This is a genomic window from Psychrobacter glacincola (genome assembly GCF_904846215.1).
Classification (GTDB): domain Bacteria; phylum Pseudomonadota; class Gammaproteobacteria; order Pseudomonadales; family Moraxellaceae; genus Psychrobacter; species Psychrobacter glacincola.
In genome coordinates this window covers 1-18,419 of the sequence record NZ_CAJGZK010000026.1, presented here as the reverse complement: position 1 = coordinate 18,419, position 18,419 = coordinate 1, and the positions used below count along the sequence as shown (strand labels likewise).

Here is an 18,419-nt window from a genome sequence, read left to right as displayed (position 1 = left end):
TAAAAAAAACATCTTACTTAAAAAGTCTTATTTTCTGTATTGCAGTTTTCGTATTAGATTTTTTCGTCCTCGAGAGAATGCATAACCATAAGCTTGCACTGGAATGAATCCAGGAGTCTTCTGCCCTTCTAGAATAATTTCGATAGCATGCGAACTTTTTAGCTTTTTAGCATCGTATATAATCCATCCTAAATATCTTATTCTCTCAGAATTATATATCTCAAGATCGAATACATGCGAATAATTATTGAGCACGCCAAGAGCGTCCATTGCAACCATTGTCTTGACACACTTGAAACATCGCGAGCAATTTCGCACCTGATTTTCTGAGCGATTAAGAAATTTATTTGAATCTGCGAGTATACAAACGTTAAGATGGTGATTAGATGGCGAAAACGAGGCAACAGTTGCAATTTTATCGATCCTATCATCATGTAAGCCTGCAATCATGACCTCAAAGCTCTCGGTACATAATGCTTTTGCTACTAATAAATCATAGTGCGTTGCATCTCCTGATGCTGAATCAAGCTTGAATTTTGAGACAGGATAGCCAGATGCGTAGTAAAATTGATGAAATAGCGATGGAAATAACAAAGCAAACGAAAGGTTGCGAATAGAATGTGTGGGTACGAATGAAATATTGAGAATCTCACTAAGATTTGAATCAACCGTAATTAATGGTAGTCCCATCTCTGCAGCAGCTTCGGCCACACTCTCAGCAGTTTGCTGAAATAATGATCTGGAGACTTCTCCACCGTAGTCACCAAATGCGCCGCTATTGAATAGAGTCAAATGTGTTACCGGGTATGGGCCATTAAAGCTGCTCGCTACTGCGTGAAATGAATCAATGCCTAGCGAAAGAGCAGTTCCTACAGCAGTAGGATTGAAGCAGAAGTCTTGTGTTTTAGCGACCACATTGATAACAGGTAATTCTGGATTCAAAATTCTCAGACCAGGGAGCAGTATTTCAGTGACGCCATAATACAGTCGCGTTGAGACAGGCGTCTCGAAAGAAATATCCTGACCCTGATAATGCGCCAATAGAACAAGCACAACAAAAAATGCGTCTCCACATTCTGTAGACGTATATTCTAAGTAGTCTTCACTAACCTCAAACCAGAGACGACGACTAGAATCTTTATATTCATAATCGCAGTAAATTCTGATGGCTGTTTTGAGGGTTTCACTACCTATCTCATGGACTTTTATCATGATTTTCCTATTGAATTTGTTACATAGACTGCTACAGGGACTTGATCACCCCTTATTATTAAATTCTCATAAAGCTTCCAAAACTACATAATACCAAGAGCATTCATCAAAGCCACTGCAAAAAACTGAAAAATCTACTACTATCAAGTTCAAATTTTAATATTTTGGTCAAATAATCATTTTGATACTTAGTCTATGATTCAAGCTTTACTATCTCATCGATTTAAAAAATTTTCTAACTTATAGACGATGTTGATAACAGACTTCTCCATGGTAACGTCATTATTATCTAAAAAAGCTTTATAGTGCTTTGCTAGAACAAAACTATCTTCCAAAACAGCATGGAACCTCATGATTTCAGAACGCATATCTTTATTTTTCTGTTGAGGTAGCTGTTGCAGAGCAGCTATGAGATCAGATTTAGTTTTTACTTTAAACACTCTAGGCATCTCTTCGTACCAAGCTCTACCAAACACGATAGCTGGTGTTCCTCTTACTGCGCTCTCCCAACCTATTGTACCACTTATAGTCACTACTGCTTGTGCTTGGTCTATTAGTTTGAATGGATCATAATCTTCAGATACAAATTTAACGCGACTAGAGATTTCAGAGATACGCTTATAAAATTGTAAGTTTCGACCTGAAGCACTTTCTAATTGTGTATAAAATTGTGATTTATGTTCTTTAACAATGATATTTACATCTTTTGGCAAATGCTGGTTTAGTAATTGGATCATTAAAATTTGGTCAGAATACACACCGCCTGTTGGACAGGAGGTTTCTTCAGGCTGATAATGCAGCGCAACTAATATAAATTTCTTAGGCAATCTTGATATTGAGATTGTGTTATAGACCTTTTTGAATCTATTAACGTTCTCATTACGTTTATTTTCCATAGCATAAAAATCATGCCATGAATACTGTGTATCTTTAGGAGAGAAGCCACTTTTAACCCAGTAAGTATACGGTTTATTTACATGTGGTAAATGGGCGTGCAGAAGTTTCTTTATATGAGGCAATGGTAGCAAAGTGTGGTTCTTTTTATCATTAGCTTTGTGTTTGAGCATATAGCTTGGAATGGCTTTGCTATAATCACCACAAACTTTATCAATCTTTTCTTGAACGACTTTTGAGGGTAGTTGTTTTTCTACTGTAACATCTAACAAACTTGGCATAGCATCAATATTCTCAATAAGGATGCTATTGCTACCAAATGGCGTAGACTGAAACATGACAAATCTTATATTTCTAATTTTACAGATCACATAAAGAGCATAATCAAACACACGATGTGGTATCGAAGGAGAAATGACCAAATCTATTTTTCTATCTTCAACAACGTTGTACCAATATCCCATAAGATCGCGAAAAAACTGTAAGCGAGTAATGAATGGAAAAGACTCTCCATCGGGATCAATTCTATCCATCATCTTTAGTGCTATTAGTTCGTAGTATGATATGGCTTTAAGTTCTTCTTCATCAAAAATATAACGATATATATCTTTTGGAAACCCTAGTCCTTGCCAAGCATCGTCCATATTTTGTATATGCGCATCATTAGATATACTGTTTTTAAATGAACTTAGATCATAGCTCCAACAAACAATATATGAAGGTATTATGTTTAAACTTTTTATAAGCTCTTGACTTACTTTAATCCAAGGTTCGGCAATAACACACAGATAAATTGCATTCATAATATTTGATAAAATCCTATAAGTTTAAATACTAAATCTCATGTAAATATAAATAATCTCTAAACAAGTCATAGCTGACAACAGTGTTTTGAAGAATATTTTCTCTAGTTTGTTTCTCCATTAACATCAATAGAACATTTCAGAGGCAAACCAAAACCTGTCATTATATTTAAAAATAGTATATAGGTTGTAATCTCTTGCTGGTATAGGATACCCCTTGGTGTCTTGCAAGATATTAAGTTGTATACAACTCTCTACTAACAAAGCAACAATAAGCTCTATATTGATAAAGACATTGCTCTCAATATTTTAATGTTAGCCTTCAAAGAGCTACCGAATCGTGGTGCGTCTTTTCTTTCACCAACCTTAAAAGGTATCTGTACCATATTAAGTTTATTACGGGCTGCAAAGAGCATAAGCTCTGTACCGATTGAACGATAAGAGTCAAAGTGTCCAAGTCTATTATATGCATGAATGTTGTAACCTTTCATGCCACATAATGGATCTTGTATTCCAAACCTGACGCGAGTCATAAAGGCAAATAAATGCTCACTAGCACGAGGTTTATTACTTCTTACCCCTAATACCACATCTACCCCTTTATCAAGCTCATCAATAAAATTTTGGATAAGCTTAGGGTTATGTTGTCCATCTGCATCAAGGGTAATAATAAATTGACAGTCTAGTGCTGCCGCCTTAGCAAAACCTGAATTGAGCGCGGCATCATAGCCAAGGTTGGTTAAATGATCGACTACGAATGCCCCAGCTTGCTTTGCTAGCTTAGCAGTATCATCATTAGAGCAGTCATTAACTACTATAGGTTGACCGTATTCTGATGCTGCTTTTACTACATCATATATAGTGGCAGACTCATTATAGGCGGGGATAACTAAGCCTATTTTAGATCGATCCATCGAATATGCTCCCCATTTTTAATATCTTTAGCAAGGGTCTTACCAATAACATCATCCATAAAATAAGGTGGCAAACCATCTTCTGGACAAGGACGCAATACCGTTAAATGATTTTTTTCTATCTTAGTACCTGCTAGTAGATCAATAGTCAATCGAATAGAACGGCGCTGAACAACAGCCGTTTGTTGCTCGTTATCTTCAATTTTTTTGATACCATTACCAAGCGCGTTTTCAAGCTCTTGCGTTGCTTCGACCATCTCTTTCCAAGACTTAGGATTCATTGAAAACTTATGATCAGGGCCTTCTATATTATTATCATCAGTGAAATGCTTTTCGATCATTTTTGCGCCGAGTGTGACAGCACCTAAAACAGTCGCATGCCCTGGGGTATGATCACTCAAGCCTAGAACTAGGTTTGGGTACATCTCTTTAAATACGCGTAGCACATTTAACTGAATATATTTGAAGTTCTCTAAGCTTGCAGTATAGTTGGTATTGCATTGCATCAGGCATAACTGGTCATTGATCTTAAGTCCTACTGATACAGCTCTTACCACATCATCCATACTAGAGGCACCACTAGCAATGATATAAGGCTTTTGCTGATTAGCCACATATTCAACCATTTCAGTCCAAGTGATATCACCAGAACCAATTTTATAAGCAGGAACAAAGGGATCGATATAATCGACCAAATCAAAGCTATAGGCGCTAGTAAAAAAGGCGACTCCTGCTTTTTCACAAGTCTCCTTTAGCGTTTCGGTCCACTCTAGATTGATACTGGCATCTTTATATACGTCAAAAACAGATTTCTTCCAGTTTGTTTGATGTGACCCTTTATCACTCATACTTTTAAAGCCGTGGTCACTAACGATACTATCCGCTTTAAAATGCTGAAACTTAGCCGCATCTGCACCGGCCTCTGCACATAAATAAATTAAGTCTTTGGCACGCTCAATGTCACCATCATGGTTGGCACCAATATCAGCAATAAAGTAAGCTGGATAATGCTCACCAATCTTTTTATCATTGATCGTTAAAAAATTACCATTTTTCATTATACATATTCCTTTGAAACTTTTATAATTTCTTGCTGTAAGGTTGGAAGAACCACTCCTAAAGTTTGCTCAAACTTACTCACATCAAGCCTCATATCTTTAGGACGGTAGGTTTTGACAAAAGCAATATTACTAACTTTTGCCTTAATCATATTATTTGTGTTGAAACCTAGCATATTAGCGAATTCAAAAGCAAAGTCAGCTTTGCTTAATCCCTGTTTTGAGCCTAAATTATAGATTCCTATCAATTCTTTACTGATAACCAGTGCAATCATCTCAGATAAAGAACTCATAGATAAAGGACTAAAATAGACATCCTCAAATACTTGTATGTCTTGTTTACTAACGAGGGCTTGATAGAGCCAATCGGTAAAACTTGCACGCAGTCCATTTCTACTCTTACCAAAAAAGTTAGTTCGTAGTATAGCTGCGTGACTAGTACTAGCGGCTAACTCCCCTGCGTACTTAGAAAAAGCATAATAGTTAGTTAGTACAGGGTAGTCCTCAGTGTGTAGTCCATTACCGTCATAAACTTGGTCACTTGATATGTGGACTAGGTATACTTTACACTGTTGCTGTTTTATCCATAAAACAATATTTTCAACTACTTTAACATTTATTAAATAGGATTCGTTAGGATTGCTCTCACAGTAGTCAACATTAGTAAGCGCAACTAAATTAACGATAATATCTGGTTTGATTCTATCGAGATAACTTACAGTTTGGCTCAATATACTCAAATCAGCGTTGCTTTCTTTACTGCGGCCAAAATGCCCTACCACATCCCAATCACTGGTGTAGCTACTATTTAAAAGCTCATGGCCTAGTAAGCCGTTTGCTCCTAGGACTACTATTTTCTTACTTTGCATAGTCCTAGTATCCAATCATAAATGTGCTGTTAATCATTATTTTATATTACCATTCACTTTTAAAGCTTGATATAAAAGCTCAGCTAAAACCCAGTCATCAGGAGTATCAATGTCCTGTACTAAATACCTAGGCAATATATAGGGACTAGAGTCTCTGGAAAATACTGGCTCAAGACGTTTAAAAGCATCTGGCTTACCCCAATAAAACTGTCCTGCATCATGATAAGCTTCTTCTAAATCTTGCGACCGCGCATTAAAGAGCTTTGGATAAAACATCTCTGCACGTTTATCTACAGTTAACTTAAATGCTCTTTGTATAGGCGCAGCATAGTTAGTTGCGGTAAAACAATAATTCGCTTGACTAGAATGCCATTGATTATAAGCTTCTATTATTATCTTAGGCTGTACAAAAGGCGCAGTCGAATAGATACACATCACTTCGCTAACTACTTGCCCTTGCTCTTCTAACCATTCAATAGCATGTTTGGTTACAGGGATAGTACCTGTGAAATCATCTGACAGCTCATCAGGTCTTATGAATGGTACTTCTGCACCATGTTGACGAGCAACTTCTGCTATCTCTTCATCATCTGTAGAAACAATTATTCTATCAAAACAGTCGCTTTTTAGTACCGCCTCTATAGACCAAGCGATCATAGGTTTACCACAGAATAACTTAATATTTTTTCGTGGTATCCGTTTACTACCACCACGTGCTGGTATTATTGCCACTTTCATGATATTCACCTATTAGATTTTGATTCCAGATTAGATGTCTTTGCTAACTTGCATCAGCTAAATTCAAGAGCTAACTTTGTATAAGACTTAAAGTAACATTATTAAACGTACTATACCTTTGAAGCAACAAAAGGTTAAATAAAAATACTTCAGGACTTACTACTAAGACCCAAAGTATTTTTAACAGACATGACCACTCTAAGTGTTAGGTAACAATTAAATGGCTCCAATCTTTTCACGATTGATATCGATCCATTGTTGCAGTTCAGCATCACTCATCCATTCCGGATTGTTGTCACTTGAGTAAACAAAACCTTCAGGAACACGTATACCATCTTTAATACGCTCTTTTGAGGTTGCCCATTCGTTAATAGTAGGTAAAATCTTGAAATGTTCAGGATACTCGTAAGTATAGTAAGCATCTTCAGCGCTAATCATTTGTTCATGCAGTTTTTCACCAGGACGGATACCTATGACTTCTAATTTTGCGTCTGGTGCCACTACTCGGGCTAAGTCAGTCATTTTCATTGATGGGATTTTTTTGACATAAATCTCACCACCAACCATGTCTTCAAAAGCATGCCAGACTAGCTTGACGCCGTCTTCTAAAGAGATCATAAAACGCGTCATTCGATCATCAGTAATAGGTAGTAGACCAGTATCCTTAATAGACATGAAAAACGGGATTACTGAACCACGAGAGCCCATAACATTACCGTATCGTACTACTGAAAACTTAGAGCCATGCTCACCAGAATATGAGTTAGCGGCTACAAATAGTTTATCAGAAGCAAGCTTAGTAGCCCCGTATAGGTTAATTGGGCTACTAGCCTTATCAGTAGATAAAGCGACTACCCCTTTAATCTTTTTATCGATACAAGCATCAATAAGATTCATAGCACCGTTGATATTGGTCTTAATGCATTCAAAAGGGTTGTATTCAGCGGTAGGGACAATTTTAGTAGCTGCTGCATGAACCACATAGTCAACCCCATCTAAAGCACGGTATAAGCGTTCTTTATCGCGGACATCACCGATGAAGAAACGAACACGATCATCGCCTACAAACTTTTTCGCCATCTCCCACTGTTTCATCTCGTCACGCGAGAAGATAATTATCTTCTTTGGATTGTATTTTTCTAAAGTCATGGGAACGAAAGTGTTACCAAAAGAGCCAGTACCACCAGTGATGAGAATGGTTTTATTGGTTAGCATGTAAGTCATATCCTTAAGGTTATAAATTGAAATCAAAGCCTATTAAATTATAAATTCCAGGTTTTTTTACGAATATTATCAAAGTATCTTGTTTGATCTGTACGTATCGAGTGTGACAAAGCCCATTGAATTTTTAAATAAGATTTAACTTTAGGGTGGAACCTAGATGCTTCTATAGCATCAAAAGGCTTTATCTTTATATTAAATCTTTTTTCTAAACTGCGATACTGCTTCATTACTCGCCAAGTAGTTAGCCAATATCTACTTGGTTTTATACTATAGAACTTCATTGCGCTCTCTATCATATATTTTTCTATAAACTTTTCTTCTAATACTCTAACTTCTTCGCTATTAGTTGCTAATTTTAGACCTGCTTCCAAACCATATATCGCAGTATACAGACGGTCATATGTTCTTAAACTCGGCTTACTCCGAGTTATAGATTCAAATTCCAAATGGTGTATATATCCTATAGCTTGTACTTTTAAGAACTTTCTTACAAAAAAAGGATAAATAAATCTAAGAGGATTGTCTTCATATACACAATACTCTGGATAAAAAATATTATTCTCTATAAGTAGCTTACGACTAACCGCTTTAGAAGAGATACGGCCAAACTTCTGTAATAGTTTAATACGGCTATCATCTGTGACTATATATTCGCCTGCTTCCAGATCCATAGAGTTTAACAATTCTTTGCTTTTTTCTATATTAAAATCAATGAAATCATAATCACTATTAGCATTTTCTCTTACAATGTCTATTGACTCTAACGTTATATCATCATCAGAATCAACAAACCAAACATATTTACCCTTTGCAATCTTTAAACCTGAATTTCTAGCACCTCCAGGACCTCGATTATCTTGATCAATCAGAGCTACATTACTCTCAAGTAAACTGGCCTTAAACTGTTTTAACAAGCCATAAGTACCATCTGTAGAACCATCGTTAATCAATACAAACTCAACATCCTTTTGCTTGATTTTCGCTAGTGTCTCTAAGAGTCTCTTAGATTTTTTTTCAGAATTAAAAAATGGAATAACTAAAGATAACAACATATTAAAATCTCGGTAAATACTAAACACATCATATGACATATCTAATATATTCTATTTGTGAGCAGTGTGCTTTATTATAAAACGTTATTAGTGCTGCAACTACTTTCAACTACTTTCAACTACTTAACTGTGAGCAGAAAATAATGAAACTATGGAATACTTTTTAATCTAACAAAATCAATATCAGTATGTTAATGCTTATACAATCTGATTATGCATGATCTGCCATCTTTTTAAACTCTGGGTTATTTTCAACTAGATGCTCATAAGTACCTGAATCTATTATTTTGCCTTGCGCCATAAAATAGATAATATCGCACTTCTGTACTGTCTTTAGGCGATGCGCAATCATGATTATAGTTTTTTTGCCACTAAATTCGTGGATGGCATCCATAACTATTTTTTCGGTAATACCATCTAACGCACTAGTTGCTTCATCGAATACTAAAACATCTGCTTCATGATATAAAGCTCGTGCAATGCCTATTCGTTGGCGCTGACCACCCGAAAGCTGTACGCCACGCTCACCTACTTTAGTATTCATACCCTCAGGCAATTGTTTCATAAGTTCTGTCAAATGAGCAAGCTCTATAGCCTTGTTGACTTGCTGTATATCAATCTCTGCAGCAGGTAAACCAAAGGCAATATTTTCAGCAATAGACCCTTCACTTAAAAAAATACTTTGTGGTACAAAGCCTAAGGTATTTTGCCAAGCTCGTTTATTATCCTCAGTTATACAAATATCATCTATGCATAACTTTCCTTGTTGAGGAACTAATAAGCCCAGTAAAAGATCTATTAGAGTCGACTTACCAGAACCTGAAGAGCCAACCAGACCTACTACTCCATTAGCTGGAATGGTCATAGTTACACCATCTACAGCTGGTCGAGATTTGTTAGGATAATTGAACTTTATATCTTTTAATATGATACTTTTCTCTAGTTTTATCTGTGCAGATACTGCTTCCGTTTTGAAAATTTTGTTATTACTAGACTGTAACAAATCATTTTTGATCGATTCAAACGCGGCTGAACTTCCCTTAATTTGGGCTATGGAGCCATAAATCTGTTGTAAGGCTGGCAGTAATTTAAAGGCAGCCAAGGCATACACCGCTAGGATTGGTAATACTGCGCCCAAATTACCTTGATGTAACTTGACCAACATTAATACCAGTCCGATCATAGTACCGAAAGCTATTAACTCCATAAAATAGCGTGGTACTTGCGTAAGAGACATATTTACGCTTTGAGCACGGGCAAAAACCTTACCACTATTTTCGAAACGTTTAACAAAATCATAGCTACGATCTAGTAATAGTACATCCTTAATACCACCAAACCCCTCATTCATCAGCCTAAAACGAGTAGTAGCGACTTGTGATAATTTATAGCCATTTCTAACTAATGTTTTACGAACAAGCTGATATAGCAGAAAATAAGCTAAGATAAAAACAACTAAACCACCAAGCGCTACTAAAGGATTATAAATTAAAAGACCTACTGATATAAATATAGCCAACACTACTTTGGCATTCATCCGCATTACAGGCTGTACTATTCCAGAAGTTATACGCATAGCTTCTGAAGACACTTGCTTGGTAAGCTGAGCGCTACTACCACTCGCATGAAACTGCCAATCTTGATGCATATAATAAGTATAGAGGCGATCAGCAATTTCAGTACCAACACTAGACCCATAAAGAGCTAATTTCCAAGTTGTGTACATAGAAACTATGGTAGAAACCGCTAGAGCCGCAAGAACTCCTAAACCGGCATAAAATAAAAAATCGATAGGATTACTTAGACCAGATGCTTGATATAGCTTGGTAAAAATACCGCCTCTTTCTAAGATAGTAATATCGCCAACTAAAGCCATAAAAGGTGCTATAGAGGCGATGCCTAGTATTTCAGTAAAAGCCATAACAATAACAAGGATCTGCAATTTATAAAAGCTTTTGATTTGCTGATCTGAAAGCAATGAGAAAAGCTGCTTTATCATATTGAACATGCGAATCTCATTATAGAATTAGTTTAAAGACTTAACATACCAAGGCATTGCTTTTCCTATTCCTTGAATGATATTAAATTGTGGATCGTAACCAAGTCTTGTTTGGATTTTGCTAATATCTGCTTGGCTGTGACGTACATCACCTTCTCTAAAATTCCGATAAACTGGCACTTGATTATAGTCAATACCATTTGTTATCAGGTTTTCTTGTAGCGCTTTAAATAGAGTATTTAGTGTAGTACGGCCGCCAACTGCCACGTTGTATACTTGATTTTTAGCATTGCTATTTGCGGTTGCCGCTAAAATATTAGCTTGTATTGCATTCTCAATGAAGTTGAAGTCGCGACTGGTATCACCATCGCCATTGATATAGACCTCATCACCAGCTATCATCGCTGCCGTCCACTTCGGAATCACTGCTGCATAAGCACCATCAGGGGTTTGACGTTTACCAAAGATATTAAAATAACGTAGACCTATAGTGTTAAAGTCGTAGGTACGAGCAAATACATCTGCATAAAGTTCATTTACGTACTTAGTAACCGCATACGGCGATAAGGGTTTACCGATGGCATCCTCAACTTTTGGTAGCGCTGGATGATCCCCATAAGTTGAACTACTTGCAGCATAAGTAAAGCTTGCAACCTTAGCATCACGTGCAGCCACTAGCATATTCAAGAAGCCAGAGATATTGGTATGATTTGTGGCAATAGGGTCAGCGATAGAGCGTGGCACTGAGCCTAATGCAGCTTGATGCAGAACATAATCTACGCCCTGACAAGCGATCTTACAGTCAGCCAACTGACGGATATCCCCTTCTACAAATTTAAACCTTTCCCACTGCTCAGTACTGACTAGCCCTTGCACCTCATCTAAATTGTGCTGAAAACCAGTAGCAAAATTATCTAAACCAACTACTTTTTGATTGAGTAACAATAAGGTTTCCAGTAAGTTAGAACCTATAAATCCTGCTACTCCAGTCACAAGCCAAATTTTTGGTTCGTTAATGAGCAATTGCTTTACTTTTCCATATTGGGTCATCATTATTTCTCTTATCATTAATACCGTTACAAGCGGATATCAGTATCTTCTTTATTAAAGATATATTTAAGATCATAGAGCACATGATCGTCTTTACCTAAAGTACGAATGTTATCTATACCCATTTGAATAAACTGTTGATGAGCTACTGCTAAGATGATGGCATCATAATGATTAGCTTTTGGCTCATCAATAGGAGTAAAACCATATTCACGTTGAGCAGCTGTTATATCTACCCAAGGATCATAGACATCAACCTCGATATTATATTCTTGCAACCCATGGACTATATCGATAACTTTAGTATTACGTACATCAGGACAGTTTTCTTTAAAGCTAAGTCCTAATATTAATACTTTTGCCCCTTCGACATGGATACGCTTTTTGATCATAGTCTTCACTAATTGCGTAACTACGTACTTGCCCATACTATCGTTTAAACGACGTCCTGCTAATATAATTTCAGGATTATAGCCTATAGCTTGGGCTTTGTGAGTCAAGTAGTAAGGGTCAACTCCGATGCAGTGACCGCCGACTAGCCCCGGACGAAATGGCAAAAAGTTCCATTTCGTTCCTGCTGCCTCTAGCACCGCTTCAGTATCAATATTCATCTTATTAAATATAACCGCTAGTTCATTGATAAGTGCGATATTGACATCGCGTTGCGTATTTTCAATAACTTTTGCCGCTTCTGCGACTTTAATACTAGGCGCTTTATGGGTACCAGCAGTAATGATTAAGTTATAAACTGTATCCACGAAGTCAGCGACTTCTGGTGTAGAGCCTGCTGTTACTTTTAAGATATTGGTAACGCGATGCTCCTTATCGCCCGGGTTAATACGTTCAGGGCTATAACCGGCATAGAAGTCTTTGTTAAAAACCAGTTTAGAATTGGCCTCTAATACTGGAATACAGACCTCTTCAGTAGCACCTGGATAGACAGTAGACTCATAAACGACGATGTCATCGCACTTGAGAATACTCCCGATAGCCTCTGAGGCCTTAATTAGTGGAGTCAAATCAGGCTGTTTATAGTCGTCAATAGGCGTAGGTACTGTAACAATAAAAAAGTTGCAGTCATTGAGTTCCTGTATATTTGAACTGTAGCTCAAGTACTCTGCCTCGGATAGCTCATCACTACTAACTTCTAAGGTATGGTCAGCACCTGATATAAGCTCATCAATCCGATTGGTATTAATATCGAAACCTATAACAGATAATTTTTTGCCAAACTCAACCGCTAGTGGTAATCCCACATAACCAAGACCAATTACCGCTATCTTTATACCTTCAATATTTATCATAACGTTTTATCAGCTCTCTTCTTTGATTTTATTAATTGTCAATATTGTATTTTTTTTGATAGTAGCTGACTCAGCAGGCGTACCCTCCTGATAACCAGCTACAAAGTGCTTAAATCTTTGCTTGAGCCAAGCAATATCAAAATTCTGGGCTCTAACATCCAGCTCATCTAAAGTATGCGTAATGTCTGCAAGTGGAAAACTGTGTTCTAGCGCTTGCATAATCAGTGGATGATGGGTAGCCTCAACATTATCCTCACCGATAATCAGCTCTTCATAAAGCTTTTCGCCAGGTCGCAATCCGGTAAACAATATCTCTATATCACCGTAGGGATGGGCTTCATCTTTTACTTCAAAGCCACTTAAGTGAATCATACGCTTAGCTAAATCGACAATCTTTACTGGAGCACCCATATCTAATACGAATACTTCACCACCAGTCGCCATAGCGCCAGCTTGAATCACTAAATTGGCTGCTTCGGGAATGGTCATAAAGTAGCGAGTGACATCAGGATGGGTAACGGTAATAGGATGCCCTTGTTCGATTTGCTTAGTGAATAGCGGTACTACTGAACCTGACGAGCCAAGCACATTGCCAAAGCGCACCATACTGATACAAGTATGCTGATTGGCACTATCCTGACTTAGACCTTGACAAACTAACTCTGCTAGACGCTTGGACGCGCCCATTACGTTAGTAGGTCTTACAGCCTTATCAGTAGAGATTAAAACAAAAGTTTCAACCTTTGCTTCAATGGCCGCACGCACACAATGGTAAGTACCTTTGCTATTATTAATAACCCCTTCAAAGGGATTGTTCTCAACAATGGGTACGTGCTTATATGCAGCGGCATGATACACTGTTTGAATCTGATAGCGTTTAAGTATCCGTAATAGATGACCTTGATTGGTCACATTGCCAATCACTGCAATAATTTCGATGCCTTGATAGATATCTTTACTAGCTACTTTAGCTATTAACTCTTGATGAATACTATAAAGCGCATACTCAGATAGCTCAAACAGGACTAAATATTTAGGTTTATTCTTGATGATCTGTCGACATAACTCACTACCAATAGAGCCCCCTGCACCGGTAACCAATACAAACTTATCACTAATATTTTTTTGCAAAAGTATCGCGTCTGGCTCGACAGTCTGACGGTCTAATACATCTAAAATATCGATTTTATGCATGCTACTAACTGTAACTTTTTCATCAGCGATTTCTTCTAAGCTTGGCAGCTCTTTTATCTTTATAGAAATATAAGATAATTCGTTAATAATTTGTCTTTTGCGCGCGCGACTGATTGATGGTATCGCCAAGAATACTTGAGCAATATCAAGTTTGGCGACTAATGTTATTAGTTCGCTAGCAGCGTAAATACGCTTACCAAGTAAGTAAGCACCTTTTAGCTGAATATCATCGTCGATAAAAGCCACTACATTGTACTTATGGGAGTTCTTCAGGCCTTTAAGTAGCTCTCTACCTGCTTCGCCAGCGCCATAAATCAATACATTATCATATTCATTATTGTCTCGACGTGAATGACGTTGGCCTTGCCAACGTGCCAATAATTCTCTGATAGTCAGACGACTGTTCCACAGCCAAATAAAGAATAGAAATAGAAATAATATTGGTACAGCCCGCGGAACAGTAGGTACCAGTTGAAAATTAAGTAAGACCTGAGCAATGATAATCAATATAAAAAACAGCTGTAAAACCCTACCCATCATCGCATCGAAAAAACTACGAGCAACGCCTTTATAAAAACCAATTAAATACAGCCCTATTACTGGTACTAGTGCATATAAGCCTAATGCTATTAAGTCAATATGGTTGCCTATATATCCATATCGCACAGCAATGGCAAAGTACAAACAGACTACTGACATTATAAAGTCAGCCATCAGCAAGATAGCTCGCTTGCCACTGCGAGGGAATGATAATAAATACTCAGCAATACGCTGCGACCAACTATTGCTAATAGATGGCTGCTCAGGCTTGCTAGACGATAATTTTAGAGACATGGAAAACAACTATTTTAGTCAACTGCTAATCAGTGATTATGAGGTAGTAACAGGCGAACATTAGCTAATTTTTATTGCCATAAGCATAGTTGTAATTATAGCTATATTTACTCATCAATCCTTGCTTGACATCATTAATGATGATTCCGTCAACTTGAATATTGACTTTATTCATTTGTTTGACAGCGTAGGCAACTTGACCTTCAATAGATTTATCATAGCGTGTAACCATTAATACTTTATCAGCATACTGGGAAACAATAACAGCATCTGAAGCAGCTAGTACTGGAGGAGTGTCAATAATAATATAGTCGTAATGGGCACTTAGTTCTTTCATCATATTACTGAATTGATCACTAGATAATAGCGATGCTGGATTATTGGGATTCTTACCACGTGGAATAAAATCGATATTATCCATATCTGTCGGATACGTGAATTTAGAAATATTACTGTGAGGTAACATACCTTCTTCTTCTTGTTGCGAAAGAGATTTGATAGGTAGGCTACTACTTGGTTGCGTTAAATAATCACCTAGTCCATTATCTTGAGGCATTTTGAATATTTTATGCAACACTCCCAATCGCATGTCAGCATCAATAATTAGTATTTTCTTGTTAAGTTGTGCAAATACTTCAGATAAGTTGGAAGATATAAAAGACTTCCCTACACCTGGACTTTCACCAGTAATTACAATCACTTTAGCTCTTTTACCTACTTCAGGCATATTGAAAATAAGATTCGTTCTGAGACTTTTAATTGCTTCATAACTTAGACTGGTGTTATCCGCATAAGCCAAAAGACGGTTAGATGATTTGTTGTTTTTACCTAAGCGGGTCAGCAATTGTGAGCGAGGAATAGTAGCAATAACAGGAACACCAGTTTTAATTTCAAGCTGTTCAGGATCTTTAACTACACTTATCAATAAACTTCTTATCAATACTAATACTGAGCCCAATAATGTACCTAACAAAATTGCTAGTAACCAAATTATTGACTTTTTGGGGGCGATAACCTTAAAAGTACTAATTGGTAAATCAATTATGCGAGCATAGCCAATTTGTCCAGATTTTACTATTTTTAACTGCTCGTAATTTTTAAGCAAAGTTAAATAAATCTCTCTATTAATTTCATTATCTTGTGATAATCCCAAAAACTCTCTTTGAATCTCAGGTAATCCAGCTATGGTGTTATCTATCTCTTGCTGTCTATTGTTTAAAACAGCGAGCTGCTCATTAATTTGAATAACTAATGGATGTTCTTCAGTATAATATGTAGTTAGCTCTGCTTTTTTAAGTCTTAAATCATTAAGCTGCGCATCAATACGTGAATTTTCTGCCAAAAGTATCTGCGCTTCTTGTGTGACATCAATCGTACCATTTTTCTCGCGAAAATCGTTGAACAATGCTTCAGACTCTTCTAGTTTCTGTCTAAGTAGTGGAATTTGCGTTTCCATGAAAGCAAGAGTTTTAGTTGTCTCTTCAGATCCACGAGATTGGTTTTGATCCACATAAGAAACTACGATTTGTCTCAAAATTGTAGTTATTTGCTGCTGGTCTGAACCAGTCATAGACAGTTGAATAATACCAGTTTGCTGACCTCTTTCTACTACAGATAACGAGCCATTGATGGCATCTGTAGTACGCTGCAGCGACTGTTTAGATATTCTAACAGGATGTGCAGTGGGTAGATCAATTACAGTAATGTGTATCTGACCATCCGTACCCTTGAATTGGTAGGCGCTATTCAATTGCCCTTTGAATTCATCAAAGCCATTGCTAAGAACGAAACCTGACTCAGATCTAGTCAACGTAAAAGACTTATTCAAATACCCTTGCGAGACATCAAACTGACTAACTTGCACTTGACCATCTTCAGTTCTAAGAGATACTCCTTCAGCTGTATTTCTCTGCGTGTCAGTACGATTACTTTGTATTCTACTAATATACCCGATAGCAGGGTCAGTTATTCTGATACGCAAATTGAGGGAATCGACTACTGGCTTTAAAATCATACGCGATCTAATAAGTTCGGCTTCAGTCTCAGCCTTACTAGCATTTGACCCAACCAAACCTGATATATCATCACCAAGTGCTGAGATACCTTGAGAGTTTTCCTCAACTTGTAGTAATGCATCAGCCTTATATATAGGATTGACGTAGCGACCGTATAGCACTCCTACTAGCAAACCTAGGAGAGCAAAAAATATTATAATTTTCCAGCCACGTAATAAGACAAGCATTAGAGCCAATAAATTGATCTCATCGTTGTCTTTTTTAGTTGCAGGGTTCGATATCGCTTTAGAATCTGTATTCATAACTGTTTATTCATCACTTAATGTTAGTCATTTAACTAATTTTTTTATCCCATGGCTTAAGACTTTCTACAATATCTTGTCTTGCCACTTCAAATAATGCAATATCGTACTGATATGGGTCTGCTATATCTTTATCATTCCAATGCCCAATCCTAAAAGTTTTGCCTCGGCAATGTGGCCAGCGCTCTTCAATCCACTTGGTTTGGGTGTCTGACATCGTTAGTATCAAATCAGCTCTCATGACTAATTTTTCATCTATCTGCCTGGCAATATGATCAGACATATCTACGTGATATGGTTTCATGACCTCTTGTGACTTAGGATCAACCGAGTTACCAGCTAGTGCCGAAAGACCTGCAGATTCGATGTGCTTACTTGGGTACTGTTTTTTAAGCAGCGCCTCTGCTATAGGACTACGACAAATATTGCCCACGCAAACGACTAAAATATTATCAAACGCCATAATGGATACCTGTTAATCAGACAACTACAAACTTGAGATACTTCTAATCGCGGACGTTGAAGGTAATAAAGAGCTGATCACACGATTCCAACGAGTTAAGCCAGTAGGATCAACATAGACGATATCGTTTGGTTGCATCTTAAATCGATTGGCTAGAGGAAAGCTAGTAATCGACTGCATATCAACGTAATAAATATTGGTATACGCATAGCCAGGATTATCACGCACAACATATATTTTGGCAGCGTTAGCCGTATTGGAATTTAGTCCTGCAGACTCTCCTAAAACCTGAGCCAAGCTTAACCCTTGCTCAAGGATAGGAACAGGCGCTACTCTTCCAAACTCACCTAAAACATATACTTTATTGGGTGGTGTATCAGAAAGTATGCTGAGGAAATAAAGGAGGGTGACAGCCAAAGCAAGATGATATATTTGAGGTTATGAAGACACAAATAGATATCAGTTGCCCCGACTGTCACAGTTCCAGTTTAAAG

Annotated in this window: 15 protein-coding genes; all 15 read right to left on the bottom strand. The window is 37.2% G+C overall.

The window, feature by feature from the left end:
- Nucleotides 1-27 precede the first annotated feature (27 nt).
- Nucleotides 28-1,212: a hypothetical protein gene (locus JMW90_RS12080; RefSeq protein ID WP_201564485.1), complete on the bottom strand. Its 1,185-nt coding sequence runs from the start codon at nt 1,210-1,212 to the stop codon at nt 28-30.
- A 215-nt stretch (nt 1,213-1,427) separates the two neighbouring features.
- Nucleotides 1,428-2,909, bottom strand: a complete 1,482-nt coding sequence (locus tag JMW90_RS12075; protein ID WP_201564483.1) for a capsular polysaccharide export protein, LipB/KpsS family — start codon at nt 2,907-2,909, stop codon at nt 1,428-1,430.
- A 278-nt stretch (nt 2,910-3,187) separates the two neighbouring features.
- The gene (locus tag JMW90_RS12070; protein WP_201564481.1) at nt 3,188-3,823 is read right to left on the bottom strand and encodes a glycosyltransferase family 2 protein; all 636 of its coding nucleotides are present in this window, start codon (nt 3,821-3,823) and stop codon (nt 3,188-3,190) included.
- Entirely contained in the window at nt 3,805-4,881 is a 1,077-nt protein-coding gene (locus tag JMW90_RS12065; protein ID WP_201564480.1) for an N-acetylneuraminate synthase family protein, read from the bottom strand. Before JMW90_RS12065 ends, JMW90_RS12070 begins: the two co-directional genes overlap by 19 nt.
- Entirely contained in the window at nt 4,881-5,750 is an 870-nt protein-coding gene (locus JMW90_RS12060) for an SDR family oxidoreductase (protein WP_201564479.1), read from the bottom strand. Before JMW90_RS12060 ends, JMW90_RS12065 begins: the two co-directional genes overlap by 1 nt.
- Nucleotides 5,751-5,786: 36 nt before the next feature.
- Nucleotides 5,787-6,488: a pseudaminic acid cytidylyltransferase gene (gene pseF, locus JMW90_RS12055; RefSeq protein WP_201564478.1), complete on the bottom strand. Its 702-nt coding sequence runs from the start codon at nt 6,486-6,488 to the stop codon at nt 5,787-5,789.
- Nucleotides 6,489-6,704: 216 nt separating this feature from the next.
- Nucleotides 6,705-7,703 (bottom strand): UDP-N-acetylglucosamine 4,6-dehydratase (inverting), encoded by a 999-nt coding sequence (gene pseB / locus JMW90_RS12050; RefSeq protein WP_201564477.1) that lies wholly within the window; start codon nt 7,701-7,703, stop codon nt 6,705-6,707.
- Between the two features lie 47 nt (nt 7,704-7,750).
- A complete protein-coding gene (locus tag JMW90_RS12045) occupies nt 7,751-8,764 on the bottom strand; it encodes a glycosyltransferase family 2 protein (protein WP_201564476.1) in 1,014 nt (337 codons plus the stop codon).
- A gap of 211 nt (nt 8,765-8,975) precedes the next feature.
- Nucleotides 8,976-10,772: an ABC transporter ATP-binding protein gene (locus JMW90_RS12040; protein ID WP_201564475.1), complete on the bottom strand. Its 1,797-nt coding sequence runs from the start codon at nt 10,770-10,772 to the stop codon at nt 8,976-8,978.
- A gap of 18 nt (nt 10,773-10,790) precedes the next feature.
- Nucleotides 10,791-11,813 (bottom strand): NAD-dependent epimerase/dehydratase family protein, encoded by a 1,023-nt coding sequence (locus tag JMW90_RS12035; protein WP_201564508.1) that lies wholly within the window; start codon nt 11,811-11,813, stop codon nt 10,791-10,793.
- Nucleotides 11,814-11,839: 26 nt separating this feature from the next.
- Entirely contained in the window at nt 11,840-13,117 is a 1,278-nt protein-coding gene (tviB, locus tag JMW90_RS12030) for a Vi polysaccharide biosynthesis UDP-N-acetylglucosamine C-6 dehydrogenase TviB (RefSeq protein ID WP_201564473.1), read from the bottom strand.
- Between the two features lie 9 nt (nt 13,118-13,126).
- Nucleotides 13,127-15,145, bottom strand: coding sequence for a polysaccharide biosynthesis protein (locus JMW90_RS12025; RefSeq protein ID WP_201564471.1), 2,019 nt, complete (start codon nt 15,143-15,145; stop codon nt 13,127-13,129).
- Between the two features lie 64 nt (nt 15,146-15,209).
- Complete coding sequence (locus JMW90_RS12020) at nt 15,210-17,462, bottom strand: polysaccharide biosynthesis tyrosine autokinase (RefSeq protein WP_201564469.1); 2,253 nt, start codon at nt 17,460-17,462, stop codon at nt 15,210-15,212.
- 31 nt (nt 17,463-17,493) lie between these two features.
- Entirely contained in the window at nt 17,494-17,925 is a 432-nt protein-coding gene (locus tag JMW90_RS12015; protein WP_201564467.1) for a low molecular weight protein-tyrosine-phosphatase, read from the bottom strand.
- Between the two features lie 24 nt (nt 17,926-17,949).
- Nucleotides 17,950-18,342, bottom strand: a complete 393-nt coding sequence (locus tag JMW90_RS12010) for a polysaccharide biosynthesis/export family protein (RefSeq protein WP_227691957.1) — start codon at nt 18,340-18,342, stop codon at nt 17,950-17,952.
- Nucleotides 18,343-18,419: the final 77 nt, after the last annotated feature.

Bases quoted from the DNA above. Each gene is read 5' to 3' on its own strand.
- JMW90_RS12020 (WP_201564469.1), bottom strand. From the start codon at position 17,462: ATGAATACAGATTCTAAAGCGATATCGAACCCTGCAACTAAAAAAGAC.
- JMW90_RS12035 (WP_201564508.1), bottom strand. From the start codon at position 11,813: ATGACCCAATATGGAAAAGTAAAGCAATTGCTCATTAACGAACCAAAA.
- JMW90_RS12065 (WP_201564480.1), bottom strand. From the start codon at position 4,881: ATGAAAAATGGTAATTTTTTAACGATCAATGATAAAAAGATTGGTGAG.
- JMW90_RS12080 (WP_201564485.1), bottom strand. From the start codon at position 1,212: ATGATAAAAGTCCATGAGATAGGTAGTGAAACCCTCAAAACAGCCATC.
- pseB (WP_201564477.1), bottom strand. From the start codon at position 7,703: ATGCTAACCAATAAAACCATTCTCATCACTGGTGGTACTGGCTCTTTT.
- JMW90_RS12060 (WP_201564479.1), bottom strand. From the start codon at position 5,750: ATGCAAAGTAAGAAAATAGTAGTCCTAGGAGCAAACGGCTTACTAGGC.
- tviB (WP_201564473.1), bottom strand. From the start codon at position 13,117: ATGATAAATATTGAAGGTATAAAGATAGCGGTAATTGGTCTTGGTTAT.
- JMW90_RS12070 (WP_201564481.1), bottom strand. From the start codon at position 3,823: ATGGATCGATCTAAAATAGGCTTAGTTATCCCCGCCTATAATGAGTCT.
- pseF (WP_201564478.1), bottom strand. From the start codon at position 6,488: ATGAAAGTGGCAATAATACCAGCACGTGGTGGTAGTAAACGGATACCA.
- JMW90_RS12045 (WP_201564476.1), bottom strand. From the start codon at position 8,764: ATGTTGTTATCTTTAGTTATTCCATTTTTTAATTCTGAAAAAAAATCT.
- JMW90_RS12040 (WP_201564475.1), bottom strand. From the start codon at position 10,772: ATGTTCAATATGATAAAGCAGCTTTTCTCATTGCTTTCAGATCAGCAA.
- JMW90_RS12025 (WP_201564471.1), bottom strand. From the start codon at position 15,145: ATGTCTCTAAAATTATCGTCTAGCAAGCCTGAGCAGCCATCTATTAGC.
- JMW90_RS12075 (WP_201564483.1), bottom strand. From the start codon at position 2,909: ATGAATGCAATTTATCTGTGTGTTATTGCCGAACCTTGGATTAAAGTA.
- JMW90_RS12015 (WP_201564467.1), bottom strand. From the start codon at position 17,925: ATGGCGTTTGATAATATTTTAGTCGTTTGCGTGGGCAATATTTGTCGT.